The organism is Leuconostoc sp. DB-1 (genome assembly GCF_013414845.1).
In the GTDB taxonomy this organism is placed as follows: Bacteria; Bacillota; Bacilli; order Lactobacillales; family Lactobacillaceae; genus Leuconostoc; species Leuconostoc mesenteroides.
The window spans coordinates 902,730-918,702 of record NZ_JABFNJ010000001.1 but is presented as its reverse complement, the minus strand read 5'-3'; the positions used below and the strand labels follow the sequence as shown (position 1 = coordinate 918,702).

Sequence of the window (15,973 nt, the reverse complement as noted above, 5' to 3'; positions counted from 1 at the left end):
TCATAAATTAATCATTTCAATTTTACAGATAAACAGAAAGAAACGCAAATGACACAACCATTTCTTAAAGCAAATGAACGTATTGATGGACTTCCATCACAAAATATTAATATCATCCAGAATCCAGACATGTTTTCATATTCCTTAGACGCGATTTTATTAGCACATTTTGCTGATGTAAAGGGAAAAGGTAAAGGGTTATCTGTTGATTTGGGATCAGGTACTGGCGCGGTTGGCCTTTTTTACGCTCCAAAAGTGACTGGGGAAATAAAGTTAGTCGAGATACAACCAGAATTAGCTGAAATGGCACAACGTAGCATTGAACTGAACAATTTACATGAACGTGTTTCAGTCGTTCAAGCTGACATGAAAAATATATTTAATGAAATTAAACCTGGTTCTGTTGAAACTGTTCTGACTAATCCACCTTATTTTCCCTTAACTGAGACTACCAAGACTAATATAGATAAACATTATGAAATTGCGCGCCACGAGTTGATGATTAACTTACCTGAACTGGCCCAAATTGCCAATAAACTGCTGAAAAATAATGGTAAGGTCTATATGGTACACCGGCCGGAAAGGCTAGCAGATATATTTGCAGCGTTTGCTGCACGAAAGCTTATGATTAAAAGAGTTCAATTTGTTTATGGAAAGGCAAACCGCGAAGCCAATATGGTTTTAATAGAAGCCATTAAATCTGGCCGACCAGGTGGCGTGCGCATTATGCCACCCCTTATCGCCTATACTGATGACAATGACTATACATCAGAGGTTCACGACATCCTTTATGGTAAAGCGTGGCATGAATGAAGTATTATTATTTTTATGTTTTATATACAGCGGATGGTTATTTTTATGGTGGATTCACGGATAACGTACAACGTCGTCTAGCGACACATGAGTCTGGTAAAGGGGCTAAGTTTACCCGCGTAAAGTCGCGGCATCCATTAAAATTGATTCACTATGAAGAGTTCCAGACAAAGAGCGAAGCGTTAAAAGCAGAGGCAAATTTTAAAAAATTAACACGAATTAACAAGGAAAAGTATTTATTAGTACACCACGTAATCAAAATTTGGTAATATGCTTGTCAAGGAACCATAAATAATGTAAAATGTAATATGTTGTGAAAAGCAGCAAATACACACGATAAATGAGAACACGTAGGTGCAGAAATGTCAGCGTGAACAACGAATTTGTCGGCGGAAAAACCTAGGAGGCCATATCATGGCAGTTATTTCAATGAAAGAACTCCTCGAAGCAGGAGTACACTTCGGTCACCAAACACGTCGTTGGGACCCAAAGATGGACGAATATATCTTTACAGAACGTAATGGTATTCACATCATCGATTTACAAAAGACAGTTAAGTTAGTTGACGAAGCTTATAACTTTATTCGTAACGCTTCTACTGATGGCGCTAACGTATTATTCGTTGGTACAAAGAAACAAGCTTCTGATGCGATTGCTGAAGAAGCAACACGTGCTGGCCAATACTATATCAACCATCGTTGGTTGGGTGGTACATTGACAAACTGGAACACTATCAAGACACGTATCCAACGTTTGAAGGATTTGCAAACAATGGCCGAAGACGGTACATTTGAGCAATTGCCTAAAAAAGAAGTTGTTTTGTTGAACAAGCAACGTGAAAAGTTGGAAAAGTTCTTAGGTGGTATTCAAGACATGCCTGGCTTGCCAGATGTATTGTTTGTTGTTGATCCAAAGAAGGAAGAAATTGCCGTCAAGGAAGCAAACATGTTGAATATCCCAGTTGTAGCTATGATCGATACAAATGCTAACCCAGATGTAGTCGATGTTAAGATTCCTGCTAACGATGATGCTATTCGTGCCGTACGTTTGATCACATCAAAGATTGCCGATGCTGTTATTGAAGGTCGTCAAGGCCAAGATTCAGCACCTGAAGATGCATTCGTTGAAGGTGACGAAAACACAGAATCAATCGAAGAAATTGCTAACATCGTTGAAGAAGGCAATAACTAATTAATTTTATTCTATAAATACCGTTCCTAGCGGACCTGTTCGGGACGCGGAATGGTATTTTAATATGTTATAATAAAAATACATTAAACTATTTTAGAGGAGCACTATAATGGCAATTACTGCTGCACAAGTAAAGGAATTACGTGATAAGACATCTGTTGGAATGATGGATGCTAAAAAAGCATTGGTTGAAGCTGACGGCGACCTAGACAAGGCAATTGATTTATTGCGTGAAAAGGGTATGGCAAAGGCCGCTAAAAAGGGTGATCGTGTCGCTGCCGAAGGCATGACAGCTGTTGCCGTTAAGGGTAACCGCGCTGCAATCATTGAATTAAACTCAGAAACTGACTTCGTGGCTGGTAACGCTGAATTTAACGAATTGCTTAACGCAGTTGCCAACACAATCGTCGAATTTGCGCCTGCTGACGTTGAAGCTGCTTTGGCACTTGAAGTTCAAGAAGGTCAAACTTTGAACGACAAAATTATCGGAACAACTCAAATTACTGGTGAAAAGATTACTTTGCGTCGTTTCTCAGTAGTAGAAAAGTCAGATTCAGAAAACTTTGGTTCATATTCTCACTTGGCAGGCTCAATTTCAGCTTTGGTTGTTGTTGATGGTGCTTCAGAAGAAGCTGCCAAGGATATCGCAATGCATGTTGCTGCTATTGCACCACAATTTGTATCTGATGATCAAGTACCTGCTGATGTTATTGCTAAGGAAAAGGAAGTGCAATTAGCTTCTGAAGATTTGAATGGTAAGCCTGATAACATTAAGGAACGCATGGTCGAAGGACGTATCAAGAAATTCTTGGCTGAAATTTCTTTGTTGGATCAACCATTTGTTAAAAATGGTGACCAAACAGTTGCACAATTCATTGCTTCACAAAATGGATCAGTTAAGTCATTTGTTCGTTACCAAGTTGGTGATGGCATTGAAAAGCAAGTCACTGATTTAGCTGAAGAAGTTGCTAAGCAACTTGGTTAATATTTAAAAACTACTAATTGCCATTGATTGTTTTATCAATGCAGCTAATTAGTTAAAAAGTGTACTATTATAAATAGCGCACTTTTTTTTCGGAAATTTTTCGGAATTTTTGATATACTTGTATAAGCAAATAAAAGAGGTTAAACATGACTGATATTAAGTACAAACGCGTTTTGATGAAGCTCTCTGGTGAAGCATTGGCAGGGGACAAAGGTCAAGGCATCGATCTTGAGACTGTTTCTGCAATTGCTGAAGAGCTAAAAGATGTCCATGACCTAGGTACACAAATTGCCATTGTTGTTGGCGGTGGAAACTTGTGGCGTGGAGAGCCAGCATCAAAAATTGGTATGGAACGGTCTCGTGCTGATTATACTGGCATGCTTGGTACAACAATGAATGCTCTAGTTTTGCAAGATTCATTGGAACGCGCTGGTGTCCAAACACGTGTGCAAACTGCTATTACAATGCAGCAGATTGCTGAACCTTACATACGTGGTCGTGCGATTCGTCATCTAGAAAAGGGACGAATTGTCATTTTTGCAGCAGGTACAGGTTCTCCGTATTTTTCTACAGATACGACGGCAGCCTTGCGTGCAAACGAAATTAATGCTGATGCCATCTTAATGGGTAAAAATGGCGTTGATGGTATTTATGACTCAGATCCAAATAAAAATGCTAATGCGGTGAAGTTTACGGAATTAACTCACCTTGACATTTTGCAAAAAGGTTTGAAAGTAATGGATTCGACAGCAAGCTCACTATCTATGGATAATAATATGCCATTGGTGGTGTTTAACCTTAACACACCAGGTAACTTGAAACGAGTTGTGCTTGGTGAAGCCATCGGAACAACAGTAACAGGAGAAAAATAATGACTTTTGATTTAACTAATGCTAAAGAGCGTATGAAGGGGGCACAAGAGGCACTTCAACGTGAATTAGCCAACATCCGTACAGGTCGTGCGAATCCCAATATTTTGAATCGCGTCGAAGTTGAATATTATGGGGCAATGACACCATTGAACCAAGTGGCTTCAATTTCAGTACCGGAAGCACGAATATTGCTAATTACGCCGTTTGATAAAAGTGCCTTGGAAGCAATTGTACATGCAATTAACGTGTCCGATCTTGGTTTGAATCCTGCTTCTGACGGGAATATTGTGCGCTTGGCGATTCCACAAATGACAGAAGAACGTCGTAAAGAACTTGCTAAAGAAGTGAAGGCTGAAGCTGAAAAAGCTAAAGTTTCAGTTCGTAATGTTCGTCGTGATATTATGGATGATATTAAAAAAGACAAAGACATGCCTGAAGATGATGCCCGCAAGGCCGAAGATCAGACACAAAAGTTGACTGATGAAAACATCAAAGCAATTGATGAAATAGCAGATGAAAAAGAAAAAGAATTGTTAACAATTTGATTTTCGTAAGATATTCCGATCATGCTTGACTTGGATAAATCCAAGTCTTTTTATTTAGGAGAGGGATGTGCTGAGGAGATATTTGAGATATTGGCGGGAAGCATTTGATTTTCATAGTGGTGCGTATCGATTGGATTTTTGGTGGGTTCATATCGTGAATACATTTATTTTTGCATCTATTTTATTTGTATCAATTATTTTTTTTAATTCTTGGTCGTTAGCAACCAAGTTATCTGGAACATTCAGTATCTTAATAACTATTCCAAACTTATCCTTATTTATTAGGCGATTACGAGATACCGGATTTCCAGTACAGACAATTATGTTTGTACTGATGAGTCCGTCACTTTTAGGAGTGAGTTTTGGCATTTTAGTCAGTTTTCGTTTAGTTATTTTGGCACCAATTGCATTTTTAATATACTTCGGTTGGCTGATTTGCTTGGTTTCAAGGCGTTCTGCTTATTGGACACCGACTTTAAGTAAAAAGCAAAAAGCATTTTATGCAGCTTTAATTAGCGCTGTAATGATTTTAACTGCTTGTTTTCAGGTTACTGCTTTAAAGCATGTCACACATGAATTTAGAGCTGCTGCGCAAAAGTATATTCAGGAACAGCGTCAAGTTAATGAAAATCGAGGTAAGTCCGCGTCATCAAGTTATTCTACTAAAAATGGTTCTATGAGCTCGTCAACCCAAGAGACAGATGATAACACACCAGAAGCCAGCTCAGCATCTTCGATACCTGAAAAAGAAGTTACTGAACTTCCAGACGATTCTGAGACGACAGCATACAGAGGATTAACAGAAGATACAATAGGAGATGCAACATTTGGTTTCTTTAAGGTCCATGGGACTTGGGAACAAGATACAGCTTCTTTGCAGTGGTTGCAGTCACAACAAAACGTAATGATTTTAACCAGCACTCAAGGTCAGGGATTTGGTGTTGATTTTGCTAGTTTTAGTTTTAAAAAAATTACGGGACAAAGTTATGTTTCATTAAATCAAGTCGACAATGTACAAGCCTCTCGAATTGATGGTACCTACCAAGATACTACCTCTGACAGTATTAAGGCTATGACTTATTTAGAGTGGCATATGCCAGATGGTCATATCCGAGTTGTGTACTTAATTGCGCCATCAAGACCATTGCTTAATTTAATTGTTAAAACATTGTCAGAAAGTTTTCGAGCAACTTAATGTAGAAATTTTTACTTGACGATTTGTCGTAGAGAGTGCATAATATCATTATTGAGTTTTGTACGTGATGAAGCCAAGTGGCGTTGGTGGAACGGACAAACAGTCGAGTGTCGGGTTTTATAACTCGGAAGTCAGGTGGAACCGCGCGTAAGCGTCCTGATGTCAATTATTTTGGCATTGGATGAACTTACACGCGGTTTTTTGATGCTGGTAAATATAACAAAATATCGATACCATCTGTGCTAAATTGTCGGTAAATTTTTAAGGAAGAACGATTATGACAAACGAAAAACTATCATTACAAGATATTATCTTGACCCTACAACAATATTGGGCTAAACAAGGCGCAAACTTAATGCAAGCATATGACAATGAAGTTGGGGCCGGAACACAGTCGCCATATACATTTTTACGTGCTAATGGCCCTGAGCCTTGGAACGCTGCTTATGTTCAACCTTCTCGTCGTCCAGCTGATGGCCGCTATGGCGATAATCCAAACCGTTTGTTTCAACATCATCAGTTTCAAGTAGTGATGAAGCCTTCCCCTGAAAACATTCAAGAGCTTTACCTAGGTTCTTTAGAAGCTTTGGGTATTAAAGCATTAGAACATGATATACGTTTCGTTGAAGATAACTGGGAAAACCCTTCCATGGGTGCTGCAGGAATTGGTTGGGAAGTTTGGCTGGATGGTATGGAAGTGACACAGTTTACTTATTTCCAGCAAGTTGGTGGGATTGAAGTAGATTCTGTGACAGCAGAAGTGACTTATGGTCTAGAACGATTAGCATCATACATTCAAGATGTACCAACGGTTTATGATCTTGAATGGGGTAATGGTGTGTTATACGGTGATATTTTCAAAGAACCAGAATTCGAGCATTCGAAATACGCTTTTGAAGAATCTAACCAAGATATGTTGTTGCGCCACTTTGAAGAATTTGAAGCAGAAGCAACTCGTTTGTTAGATTTGGGCTTGGTACATCCGGCTTATGACTATATTTTGAAATCATCACATACATTTAATCTATTAGATGCACGTGGTACGGTTTCGGTCACAGAACGAGCTGGTTATTTACATCGTATTCGTACAATGGCTCGCAAAGTATCGAAAGTATTTATTGAAGAACGAGCTAAGCTTGGTTTTCCTTTGCTAAAAGATCAGACATTACGGGATAAGTATCTTGGTAAAAACGGTAAATACACCAAAGAAAATGCCTGATAGTAACAGAGATAAAATCAATATTGGAGAATAACTCATGTCAACATTTTTATTAGAAATTGGTCTTGAAGAAGTGCCAGCACATCTGGTCAAAAGCTCAGAAAATCAATTAATTGAAAGAACAAGAAACTTTTTAGCTGAGCATCGCTTGACTGTTGGTGCCATTAATCCTTATTCAACTCCACGTCGGTTGGCGGTTGAATTAACCGATGTAGCGGAAAAATCAGAAAGTTTGAGTGAAGAAAAGCGTGGTCCGTCAATTGAAAGAGCAAAAGATGCCAATGGTGAGTGGACTAAGGCAGCAATGGGATTTGCACGCGGTCAAGGTGCAACACCAGATGACTTTGAAACAAGAGACGGCTATGTGTGGTTAACAAAGCATACTGAAGGTGTTCCTGCCAAGGATATCTTGGTCAAAATTGGTGCCGAGGTGGTTTCAGAGATGAAGTTCTCAACGTACATGAAGTGGGCGAATAATGCTTTCTTGTACGTGCGACCAATTCGCTGGCTTGTCGCCTTGTTTGATAAGGAAGTCGTTGATTTTCATGTATTAGATGTTCAAACTGGTCGTGTTACAAGAGGACACCGCTTTTTGTCAAATGAACATGTTGAAATTTCTTCTGCTGACGATTATGTAAGTACACTCGAATCAGCAAGTGTTGTAGTTAACGCTGAGGTACGAAAAAATGCAATCCGTTCTCAACTGACGGCAATTGCTAAACAAAACAATTGGTCATTAGAATTAGACACTGATGCAGCACAGAATTTGCTGGAAGAAGTTAATAATATTGTCGAATGGCCAACGGCATTTGCTGGTACTTTTGATAAAAAATATTTGGAAATTCCTGATGAAGTATTAATCACATCAATGCGCGAACACCAACGTTTCTTCTTTGTTACTAATCATGACGGGAAATTGTTGCCACATTTCTTATCAGTACGTAATGGGAACCAAGAGCATTTGGATAATGTTATTGCTGGTAATGAAAAAGTTTTGGTTGCTCGTCTTGAGGATGCAGAATTCTTTTACAAAGAAGACCAAACTAAAACAATTGCTGACTACATGGAAAAGGTCAAAAAACTGGTTTTCCATGAAAAAATTGGTACTGTTTATGAACATATGCAACGAACTGGCGTTTTGGCTCAGGCACTAGCGCAATCACTGAATTTTGATGAACAACAATTGTCTAACGTGAGCCGTGCAGCAGAAATCTATAAATTCGACTTAATGACCGGTATGGTTGGTGAGTTCGACGAATTGCAAGGTATTATGGGTGAACACTATGCTAAATTATTTGGTGAAAATCCCGCTGTGGCTGCAGCAATTAAAGAGCACTATATGCCGACTTCAGCAACAGGAATAATTGCTGAGTCAGATATTGGTGCTGTACTAGCAGTTGCCGATAAGCTAGACGCTATTGTAACTTTCTTTGCAGCTGACTTAACACCAAGCGGTTCAAATGATCCTTATGGACTACGTCGCGCAGCAACAGGTATCGTAAGAACGTTACAGGAAAAAAACTGGCATATTGCTTTGAAACCGGTATTAACTCAGTTTGCCCAATCACAGGGAGAAGTTGCTGCGGCTGATATCACAGCTGTACTGGAGTTTATCTTAGATCGCGTGCGTAAGTTAACATTGGATGATGGTGTTCGCCAAGATTTGGTATCTGCAGGAGTTAGTCGCTCAGGAAATACTGACGTTGTTTACCTCATAGATCGTATTAATGTACTCGCTGCTCATAGTAAAGATAATGATTTCCGTGATGTGATTGAATCACTGACACGTGTTGATCGCTTAGCAGTGAAGCAGTTAACCAATGATAGCGTGGATCCATCTCTATTTGAAAATGATGCTGAAAAAGAATTGTATCAGGCAACGTATGCACTGAACTTAAGCCACTTAGTAAAAGAAGGTGCTGACGAGGTATATACAACATTGGCTGGGTTACAATCTCCTATTTCAACTTATTTTGAAGCTACAATGGTTAACACCGAGAATGCAGCTGTTAAAAACAATCGCTATGCACAACTGAATGTAATTCATCGCTTAATTAGTGAATTGGGTGATTTAGAACAAATTGTCATTAAGTAAAATTATTAAATAATAGGTCGTCACTAGAAAGTAGGAGGTCATTATGTTGAATATTGCTTACGTTGGTTTTGGAAAAAGCACAAATCGTTATCATTTACCTTATTTAAAGTTACGGCAAGATAAGTTTCACGTGAGCCGTGTAGTAACACCTACACTTGGAAAAGACCAACAGAGCAATCTGAGTTAGAAGTTACTGGTACTGTATTTTCAACAGATATTGATGACATTATTGAAGATGAAACCATCGATCTAGTGGTTGTTGTAACGCCTTCAGCCAGCCATTATCAGGTGACAAAACAACTACTGTTGGCTGGAAAAAATGTTATGGTTGACAAGCCAATGGCTGCTAGTGATATCGAGGCTCGTGATTTGGTCAATATTGCTTATGATAAAAAGTTATTTTTGATGCCATTTCAAAGTAGGCGATTTGATAGTGACTTTTTGACAGTTCAACGGGTTATTCAAAATGGGTACCTCGGTCGTTTAGTTGATCTTGAGGTTCATATGGACCATTATCGACCTAATGACGGACAATCGAATGGTAATGAAATCGACGGATCGCTATTCGGGCATGGTGTTCACTTGGTAGATCAAATTGTGAGTCTCTTTGGTGCACCAAATTCAGCAGCCTACGATATACGTTCTACTCGCTTACTGAATAGTCCTGTAGACGACCAAATTGAGGTTAACCTTTTTTATCCACAAGCTTTTAAAGCAACAATTCAAACCACAGAATTAGCAACAATCCAATATCCAAAATGGCAACTGCGTGGAACACAAGGTACATTTATTAAGTATGAGGTTGATGAGCAGGAAAATGACCTTAAAACTGGTGTTATGCCTGGAGACGCGCGTTTTGGCGTTGACACACCACAAAACTATGGACACTTGGTATACTACAATCAGAGTGGTGATCGCATTGATAAATACATACCTAGTATTCAGGGTGATTATGGCAGAGTCTATGATTCTGTTTATAACACACTGGTCAAAGGTATGCCAAAACTTGTTTCCGATGAAAACATGATTACTGTAATGAAGATACTGTCTGCAGGGTTGAAAGAAAAAGGACCGCACGTCGTTAAATTTTCATGAAAGTTAAAAGCTTGGCAATAGCCCAGCTTTTTTATTTTGCTAAAATAGCGGTGTCATTTTCGAAAAGTAACGTGAGGCTTTATGGTAAAATTAAATAGATAGAAAACTGAAAGAAAAAAATGCCAATTATGACAGAATTAAATTTGAATGAACTTAAAGAACGACAAAAACACATACGTAATTTTTCAATTGTTGCACACATTGACCATGGAAAATCAACCATAGCTGATCGTATCTTGGAACAGACACATACTGTTGCTGAACGTGACATGCAGAATCAATTACTGGATACGATGGATTTAGAACGTGAACGTGGAATTACGATTAAACTAAATGCGGTCGAAGTTCATTACGACGCTAAAGACGGTGAAACCTACATTTTCCATCTGATTGACACACCAGGACACGTTGATTTCTCTTATGAGGTTTCGCGGGCATTGGCAGCTGCTGAAGGGGCTATACTTGTTGTTGATGCTTCTCAAGGCGTTGAAGCACAAACGTTAGCTAACGTTTATTTGGCCCTAGATAATGACTTGGAAATTCTACCTGTAATTAACAAAATTGATTTACCGGCGGCGGATGCCGAAAAGGTTCGTACGGAAATTGAGGATGTTATTGGCATTGATGCTTCAGAGGCAGTGTTAGCGTCAGCTAAACAAGGCATTGGTATTCCAGAACTGCTGGAAAAAATTGTTACCGATTTACCTGCACCGCAAGGTGATATCGATGCACCACTACGTGCTTTGATTTTTGATTCAGCCTACGATGCTTATCGTGGTGTGGTTGTTAACATGCGTGTACGAGAAGGCATTGTAAAGCCTGGTGACAAGGTTCGTATGATGAACACTGGTGCGGAATATGAGGTCACGGAAGTTGGTGTGATGTCTCCAAATGCTCAGAAACGTGATTACTTGATGGCGGGGGATGTTGGTTACTTAACAGCAGCTATTAAGGACATTCATACGACACATTCTGGTGATACAATTACCCTAGTGAATAATCCAGCCAGTGAACCATTATCCGGATATCAACCGATGACACCTATGGTTTATTCTGGTCTATATCCTTCAGACAACGCTAAGTACACGGATTTACGGGAAGCTTTGGAAAAACTACAGCTCAATGACGCTGCGTTAACATTTGAACCAGAAACTTCACAAGCACTAGGATTTGGGTATCGAGTTGGCTTTTTGGGTTTGCTACACATGGATGTCATTCAAGAGCGACTAGAGCGCGAGTTTGATTTGGACTTGGTGACAACTGCTCCGTCTGTTACTTATCGAGTGGTAACTAATGATGAAGAAACTATTGAGATTGAAAACCCATCCGAAATGCCAGACACGCCCAAAGTGAAATACATTGAAGAGCCCTATGTGCATGCCCAAATTATGGTGCCTAATGATTACGTTGGTGCTGTTATGGAACTTGCGCAACGCAAACGTGGTGAATTTGACACAATGGAATATTTGGATGACACGCGTGTCAATGTCAAGTATTACATGCCTTTGTCCGAAATTATTTTCAATTTCTTTGATAAACTAAAATCGAGCACACGTGGTTACGCTTCACTTGATTATGAGTTATCATCCTACAGACAATCCGACTTGGTCAAAATAGATATTCTGTTAAATAGTGAGAAGGTCGATGCCCTGAGTTTCATTGTTCATCGTGACTTTGCTGTAGAACGAGGACGGATTATTACTTCTAAACTAAAAGAGATCATTCCACGTCAAAACTTTGAAATTCCAGTGCAAGCAGCTATTGGCGCTAAAATATTAGCTCGTACAAACATTAAAGCTTATCGTAAGGATGTCACGGCTAAAATTCATACGGGTGATCCTGATCGTCGTGCGAAGTTGCTCGACAAGCAGAAAAGGGGTAAGGCACGTATGAAGTCTGTTGGTTCAGTCGAGGTACCGCAAGAAGCTTTCATGGCTGTGCTTAAAACGGAGGACGATGCCCAATATGCCCGAGGAAACTAACACAAAGCGTTCTAGATTAGCACGCAATTTATCCGAGCAGTCAAAACCAACAAATCGTAAAGTTAAAATCCTAACAGTTTGTTCAGTACTGGTTATGCTGTTAGTGGTTAGTCTGACAGTTGCCAGAGTTGTTTTTAATTTTGATGGCATCTCGCAGGAGACCCGTGTGAAAACTCTTCAAAAAGATGCAGCGATCGCGTTACAATTTGGCTTGACAGGCCATTCTGATGACAAACGCACCAAACAGGTTGTACATTTAACCAATACAGCGTGGCAAACAGAAATTGCTACTAGTGTTGGCAAAGCGTGGAAGAGCAGCGCTAAAGTGGCAGATTCAGTTACTTTTGATGGCCATAAGTATCAAAAGAAACAAGTCATAAGCGATTTATCGCAACGATATGTAAAGACCTTACAACGTGATCGTAACTATAAAATCACAAAAATAAGGTATGATCGATACCATAACGCAAAGGTTCAATATCAAGTAACACCTATTGATTTGCCTGCTGGCCAGAAAAAAGTTCAAAGATATGTTGAAAAACAATTACAAAAGAAATCTAGTGAGGCAAGCAAATTATCTGCTGAACAGTTGCGCTTAGTTGAGTATGCTATGATCGCTGAAAACTGGCAAAGTGTTTTGAAGGATGACATGCCAACCTCAGCGACGAGAAATATGACAATAACAATGTTGTATACTCATGAAAACTTTAAACCAATTTATCAAGTATCGAAACAAACGCTGAATAATATTTTAAATAGTGGGTTATCAGAATGAATTTATTAGACAAAATAAAAAACATTTGGCCATTTGGTCAAAGTCATAAAATGCGTGCCATTGGATTTGAACGGCCTCTATTAATTGATCAACCGGATGCTTTTGTGGAAAAAGTTATTCCCCGACCACAACCGGATAAAGATGAATTACTAGTTAAAGTTTTGGCCAGCTCTGTCAATCCGGTGGATACAAAAATGAGAGCCAATTATACTCATGATGGCGTTTTTCGTATTTTGGGTTTTGACGCAGTCGGCGTGGTTGTAGAAGTTGGTCAAAATGTTCAACATTTCAGCGTTGGTGATAAAGTTTACTATGCTGGAGCGCAATTGAAACCCGGTTCTAACGCTGACCTTCAAGTTGTTCATGAAGCACTGGTCGGCCATGCCCCTACTTCATTGAGTGATGAAGAAATTGCGGCTATGCCGTTAACATCAATTACAGCCTACGAAATCTTACATGAAGCGTTGTGTTATGATCTTGAGGAAAACAGTGCCTTGGGGCACACAATTTTGATTGTGAATGGTGCTGGTGGTGTTGGATCTGTATTAATTCAATTAGCAAAGTATATCGGGATGACAGTTATCACTACAGCATCTCGCACCGAGTCTGTTACTTGGGTTAAGTCACTTGGCGCTGATTATATATTAGACTACCATCAAGATTTGAACGAGCAGATGAGAAAGATTCAGCACGATAAAGTTGATAATATTGCGATTTTACAAAATACGGATTATTATTGGCCACTTGCAACAGCCGTTATTAAGCCATTTGGACGAATTGCATCAATTGTTGAAACGACGGAGCCAATTGATATGGGGCCTTTGAAGAACATTGGCGCACAGTTTAGCTGGGTGTTCATGTTTGCGAAGGGAAACTATGGCGTTAATATGCAGTCTCAAGGGAATGCACTTAATCAGGTAGCGCGTTTACTTGATGAGAATAAAATCAAGACGACACTGTCGAAGACTTATCACGGGCTGTCTGTAGAAAATATTCGTGCTGCTACGAAAGAAGTTGAAGCTGGTCGCATGATTGGAAAAGTAGTGGTGAAGTATGACGAACAATAAATGGCAAGCACTCACCGTTGCGACGAACAATGATGGCATTGAACCAATTGCTGATATATTGATGTCAACCGGCGCTGAGGGTGTGCAGATTGTTGATGATATTTCACCAGTAACAGTGACAGCTTATTTTGAAGACGATGCATCTTTACCTAACACTGTTAGTCGGATAAAAGAACAGTTGGATAACTTAGTGACGCTTGGGGTTGATGCATCACCTGCAACTATTACATTAAATGACGTGGCACAATCAGATTGGGAAAACAACTGGAAACAATATTATCATGCCACCCGCGTAACAAGACACATTACTGTTGTACCTTCATGGGAAAACTTTGTAGCAGCTCAAAAAGATGAATATCCAATTATTATGGATCCTAAGTTAGCTTTTGGAACAGGAGTTCATGAAACAACACGATTAATGATCCAAGCGCTAGAAACTGTCGTTCGTGGTGGAGAAAGCATGATAGACGTGGGTACGGGTTCAGGAGTACTATCCGTCGCTGCAAAACAACTCGGTGTAGCAGGCATTTTAGCAACAGATATTGATGAGATGGCTGTGAATGTTGCTAAAGAAAATTTAGCGTTAAACCCAGTGGCCAATGATGTTACAGTGGTAACTAGTGATTTACTGGAGTCAATTGCTATCGATAAGCCTGTAGACTTGATTGTTGCTAATATTCTAGCTGACGGTATTGAACGCCTTATTCCACAGACATGGTCACGCCTGAAGCCAGGTGGCTATTTCTTGGTCTCTGGAATCTATGATGCTATTTCAGTATCGATTGAACAACAGCTACAACAAGCGGGATATAAAATTTTTCAACACACAACAATGGGTGACTGGCATGCATTCATTGCAAAAAAGGATTTTAAATAATGCAACGCTATTTTCTAAACGAACCAATTAATGATACGATTCGCTTGACAGCTGACAATGACATTTTTAAGCACTTTGGCAAAGTTTTGAGAGCTCGAGTGGGGTCAAAAGCTGAATTTGTTAGTAATAATTTGGAAATCTGCCTTGGAGAAGTTACTTTAATTGATTCCGAGGTTATTAATATCAAAGTGATTGATCGATATTATTCAAATGTTGAGTTACCAATTGATGTAACACTTGTCGTGTCTCCCCTAAAGAATGATCGTTCTGACTGGTTTATCCAAAAAGCAACAGAGCTTGGTGTCAAAACAATCGTTTTCACCTCAATGAAACGAACAGTTGCCGATTGGCGAAAGCAACAAGAAAAGAAAGTCAAAAGATTTAATAAAATAGCGCAAGCTGCAGCAGAGCAAGCACATCGCTTGGTTGTTCCAGAAATTATTTTTACCACGTGGCAAAATACTATCCAAATGCCTAAAAATACTGGACTTGTTGCTTGGGAAGAATCAGCTCGTGATGGAGAAAGTGCTGCACTAATAGCGGCTGTTTCGGCTGTTCCATCTGGAGAAAAACTAATCTGTGTATTTGGTCCTGAAGGTGGTCTAACAGAAAATGAGATTGAGGAATTACGATTGCAGAATTTTGAATTAGCTGGATTGGGTCCTCGAATATTGAGAGCTGAAACAGCGCCACTCTATGCAATGTCAGCGATTAGCGTGTTGCGTGAACTAAATTAATTCGTTATAATATAATAAATAAATGAGATAACTATAGGTGGTGAAATAATGCTGAAGATATTCAAAAAATACTACGGGTATCAGTGGCTTGCAGCGTTTATGCTTGGTTTGGTACTACCATTTATTGGTAAGTTACTCAGTGTGAGTGGTTTACATAAAGTTATCTGGTTTTATCTAATCATTAATGGTCTTTATACTTTATATCTTGGGTATAGTGTGCGTAAGCGTGGGCTATCACCTCTCATTTTATTTGCCTTGCCTGCAGTATTCTCTGGAATTTCAACATTATTACTTCATTTGGTATCTCATCAGTATGGATTTTATTTTGGACTAATGTACATTGTACTAAGTTTATTCACCTTTTTCGGAGATACACGTGATGACCCGGATGAAAATCAAATTCCAGTTGAAAACGGATTCCGTGATTTAAAAAGTGAGACAAAGAATGATGGACAAGTTTCAGTTGATGGAAACTTGAAAGTATAATTAGTGTTATGAATAACTAGAAAAAGTGCGATATTTCGC

The 15,973-nt window shown here is 39.3% G+C and carries 15 protein-coding genes and 1 pseudogene; all 16 read left to right on the top strand.

All coding sequences use genetic code 11. From position 1 onward, the window contains the following. Positions 1 to 48: 48 nt before the first annotated feature. The 16 genes and pseudogenes from HFP47_RS04355 (at position 49) to HFP47_RS04280 (ending at position 15,934) form a co-directional block, all read left to right on the top strand. The gene (locus HFP47_RS04355) at positions 49 to 813 is read left to right on the top strand and encodes a tRNA1(Val) (adenine(37)-N6)-methyltransferase (RefSeq protein ID WP_025268158.1); all 765 of its coding nucleotides are present in this window, start codon (positions 49 to 51) and stop codon (positions 811 to 813) included. Next, positions 810 to 1,082, top strand: coding sequence for a GIY-YIG nuclease family protein (locus tag HFP47_RS04350; RefSeq protein WP_011679927.1), 273 nt, complete (start codon positions 810 to 812; stop codon positions 1,080 to 1,082). Before HFP47_RS04355 ends, HFP47_RS04350 begins: the two co-directional genes overlap by 4 nt. Before the next feature lie 145 nt (positions 1,083 to 1,227). Continuing rightward, the gene (gene rpsB, locus HFP47_RS04345; RefSeq protein ID WP_002814693.1) at positions 1,228 to 2,004 is read left to right on the top strand and encodes a 30S ribosomal protein S2; all 777 of its coding nucleotides are present in this window, start codon (positions 1,228 to 1,230) and stop codon (positions 2,002 to 2,004) included. 109 nt (positions 2,005 to 2,113) lie between these two features. Continuing rightward, the gene (gene tsf / locus HFP47_RS04340) at positions 2,114 to 2,989 is read left to right on the top strand and encodes a translation elongation factor Ts (protein ID WP_036091182.1); all 876 of its coding nucleotides are present in this window, start codon (positions 2,114 to 2,116) and stop codon (positions 2,987 to 2,989) included. Positions 2,990 to 3,135: 146 nt separating this feature from the next. Further along, on the top strand, positions 3,136 to 3,861 hold the full coding sequence (gene pyrH, locus HFP47_RS04335; protein ID WP_011679926.1) for a UMP kinase: 726 nt from the start codon (positions 3,136 to 3,138) through the stop codon (positions 3,859 to 3,861). Continuing rightward, entirely contained in the window at positions 3,861 to 4,406 is a 546-nt protein-coding gene (gene frr / locus HFP47_RS04330) for a ribosome recycling factor (RefSeq protein WP_179876106.1), read from the top strand. The genes pyrH and frr overlap by 1 nt, the downstream gene beginning before the upstream one ends. An 82-nt stretch (positions 4,407 to 4,488) precedes the next feature. Continuing rightward, positions 4,489 to 5,601, top strand: a complete 1,113-nt coding sequence (locus HFP47_RS04325; RefSeq protein ID WP_179876105.1) for a DUF805 domain-containing protein — start codon at positions 4,489 to 4,491, stop codon at positions 5,599 to 5,601. A gap of 277 nt (positions 5,602 to 5,878) precedes the next feature. Further along, on the top strand, positions 5,879 to 6,820 hold the full coding sequence (gene glyQ / locus HFP47_RS04320) for a glycine--tRNA ligase subunit alpha (protein WP_014324811.1): 942 nt from the start codon (positions 5,879 to 5,881) through the stop codon (positions 6,818 to 6,820). A gap of 37 nt (positions 6,821 to 6,857) precedes the next feature. Continuing rightward, positions 6,858 to 8,915, top strand: coding sequence for a glycine--tRNA ligase subunit beta (gene glyS, locus HFP47_RS04315; RefSeq protein WP_042251601.1), 2,058 nt, complete (start codon positions 6,858 to 6,860; stop codon positions 8,913 to 8,915). A gap of 43 nt (positions 8,916 to 8,958) precedes the next feature. Continuing rightward, positions 8,959 to 10,010: pseudogene (locus tag HFP47_RS04310) on the top strand (Gfo/Idh/MocA family oxidoreductase). A gap of 128 nt (positions 10,011 to 10,138) precedes the next feature. Beyond that, positions 10,139 to 11,992 carry a translation elongation factor 4 gene (gene lepA, locus HFP47_RS04305; protein WP_025268153.1) on the top strand — a complete coding sequence of 618 codons (1,854 nt, stop codon included), beginning with the start codon at positions 10,139 to 10,141 and terminating at the stop codon, positions 11,990 to 11,992. Beyond that, positions 11,976 to 12,767: a hypothetical protein gene (locus tag HFP47_RS04300; protein WP_025268152.1), complete on the top strand. Its 792-nt coding sequence runs from the start codon at positions 11,976 to 11,978 to the stop codon at positions 12,765 to 12,767. The genes lepA and HFP47_RS04300 overlap by 17 nt, the downstream gene beginning before the upstream one ends. Beyond that, the gene (locus HFP47_RS04295) at positions 12,764 to 13,834 is read left to right on the top strand and encodes a zinc-binding alcohol dehydrogenase family protein (RefSeq protein WP_011679920.1); all 1,071 of its coding nucleotides are present in this window, start codon (positions 12,764 to 12,766) and stop codon (positions 13,832 to 13,834) included. The genes HFP47_RS04300 and HFP47_RS04295 overlap by 4 nt, the downstream gene beginning before the upstream one ends. Beyond that, on the top strand, positions 13,821 to 14,711 hold the full coding sequence (gene prmA / locus HFP47_RS04290) for a 50S ribosomal protein L11 methyltransferase (RefSeq protein WP_179876104.1): 891 nt from the start codon (positions 13,821 to 13,823) through the stop codon (positions 14,709 to 14,711). Before HFP47_RS04295 ends, prmA begins: the two co-directional genes overlap by 14 nt. Next, on the top strand, positions 14,711 to 15,448 hold the full coding sequence (locus HFP47_RS04285; protein WP_014324805.1) for a 16S rRNA (uracil(1498)-N(3))-methyltransferase: 738 nt from the start codon (positions 14,711 to 14,713) through the stop codon (positions 15,446 to 15,448). Before prmA ends, HFP47_RS04285 begins: the two co-directional genes overlap by 1 nt. Positions 15,449 to 15,496: 48 nt before the next feature. Beyond that, positions 15,497 to 15,934: a hypothetical protein gene (locus HFP47_RS04280; protein WP_010280083.1), complete on the top strand. Its 438-nt coding sequence runs from the start codon at positions 15,497 to 15,499 to the stop codon at positions 15,932 to 15,934. Positions 15,935 to 15,973: the final 39 nt, after the last annotated feature.

Bases quoted from the DNA above. Each gene is read 5' to 3' on its own strand.
- HFP47_RS04355 (WP_025268158.1), top strand. From the start codon at position 49: ATGACACAACCATTTCTTAAAGCAAATGAACGTATTGATGGACTTCCA.
- rpsB (WP_002814693.1), top strand. From the start codon at position 1,228: ATGGCAGTTATTTCAATGAAAGAACTCCTCGAAGCAGGAGTACACTTC.
- HFP47_RS04300 (WP_025268152.1), top strand. From the start codon at position 11,976: ATGCCCGAGGAAACTAACACAAAGCGTTCTAGATTAGCACGCAATTTA.
- glyS (WP_042251601.1), top strand. From the start codon at position 6,858: ATGTCAACATTTTTATTAGAAATTGGTCTTGAAGAAGTGCCAGCACAT.
- lepA (WP_025268153.1), top strand. From the start codon at position 10,139: ATGACAGAATTAAATTTGAATGAACTTAAAGAACGACAAAAACACATA.
- glyQ (WP_014324811.1), top strand. From the start codon at position 5,879: ATGACAAACGAAAAACTATCATTACAAGATATTATCTTGACCCTACAA.
- HFP47_RS04350 (WP_011679927.1), top strand. From the start codon at position 810: ATGAAGTATTATTATTTTTATGTTTTATATACAGCGGATGGTTATTTT.
- frr (WP_179876106.1), top strand. From the start codon at position 3,861: ATGACTTTTGATTTAACTAATGCTAAAGAGCGTATGAAGGGGGCACAA.
- HFP47_RS04280 (WP_010280083.1), top strand. From the start codon at position 15,497: ATGCTGAAGATATTCAAAAAATACTACGGGTATCAGTGGCTTGCAGCG.
- HFP47_RS04285 (WP_014324805.1), top strand. From the start codon at position 14,711: ATGCAACGCTATTTTCTAAACGAACCAATTAATGATACGATTCGCTTG.
- HFP47_RS04295 (WP_011679920.1), top strand. From the start codon at position 12,764: ATGAATTTATTAGACAAAATAAAAAACATTTGGCCATTTGGTCAAAGT.
- tsf (WP_036091182.1), top strand. From the start codon at position 2,114: ATGGCAATTACTGCTGCACAAGTAAAGGAATTACGTGATAAGACATCT.
- prmA (WP_179876104.1), top strand. From the start codon at position 13,821: ATGACGAACAATAAATGGCAAGCACTCACCGTTGCGACGAACAATGAT.
- pyrH (WP_011679926.1), top strand. From the start codon at position 3,136: ATGACTGATATTAAGTACAAACGCGTTTTGATGAAGCTCTCTGGTGAA.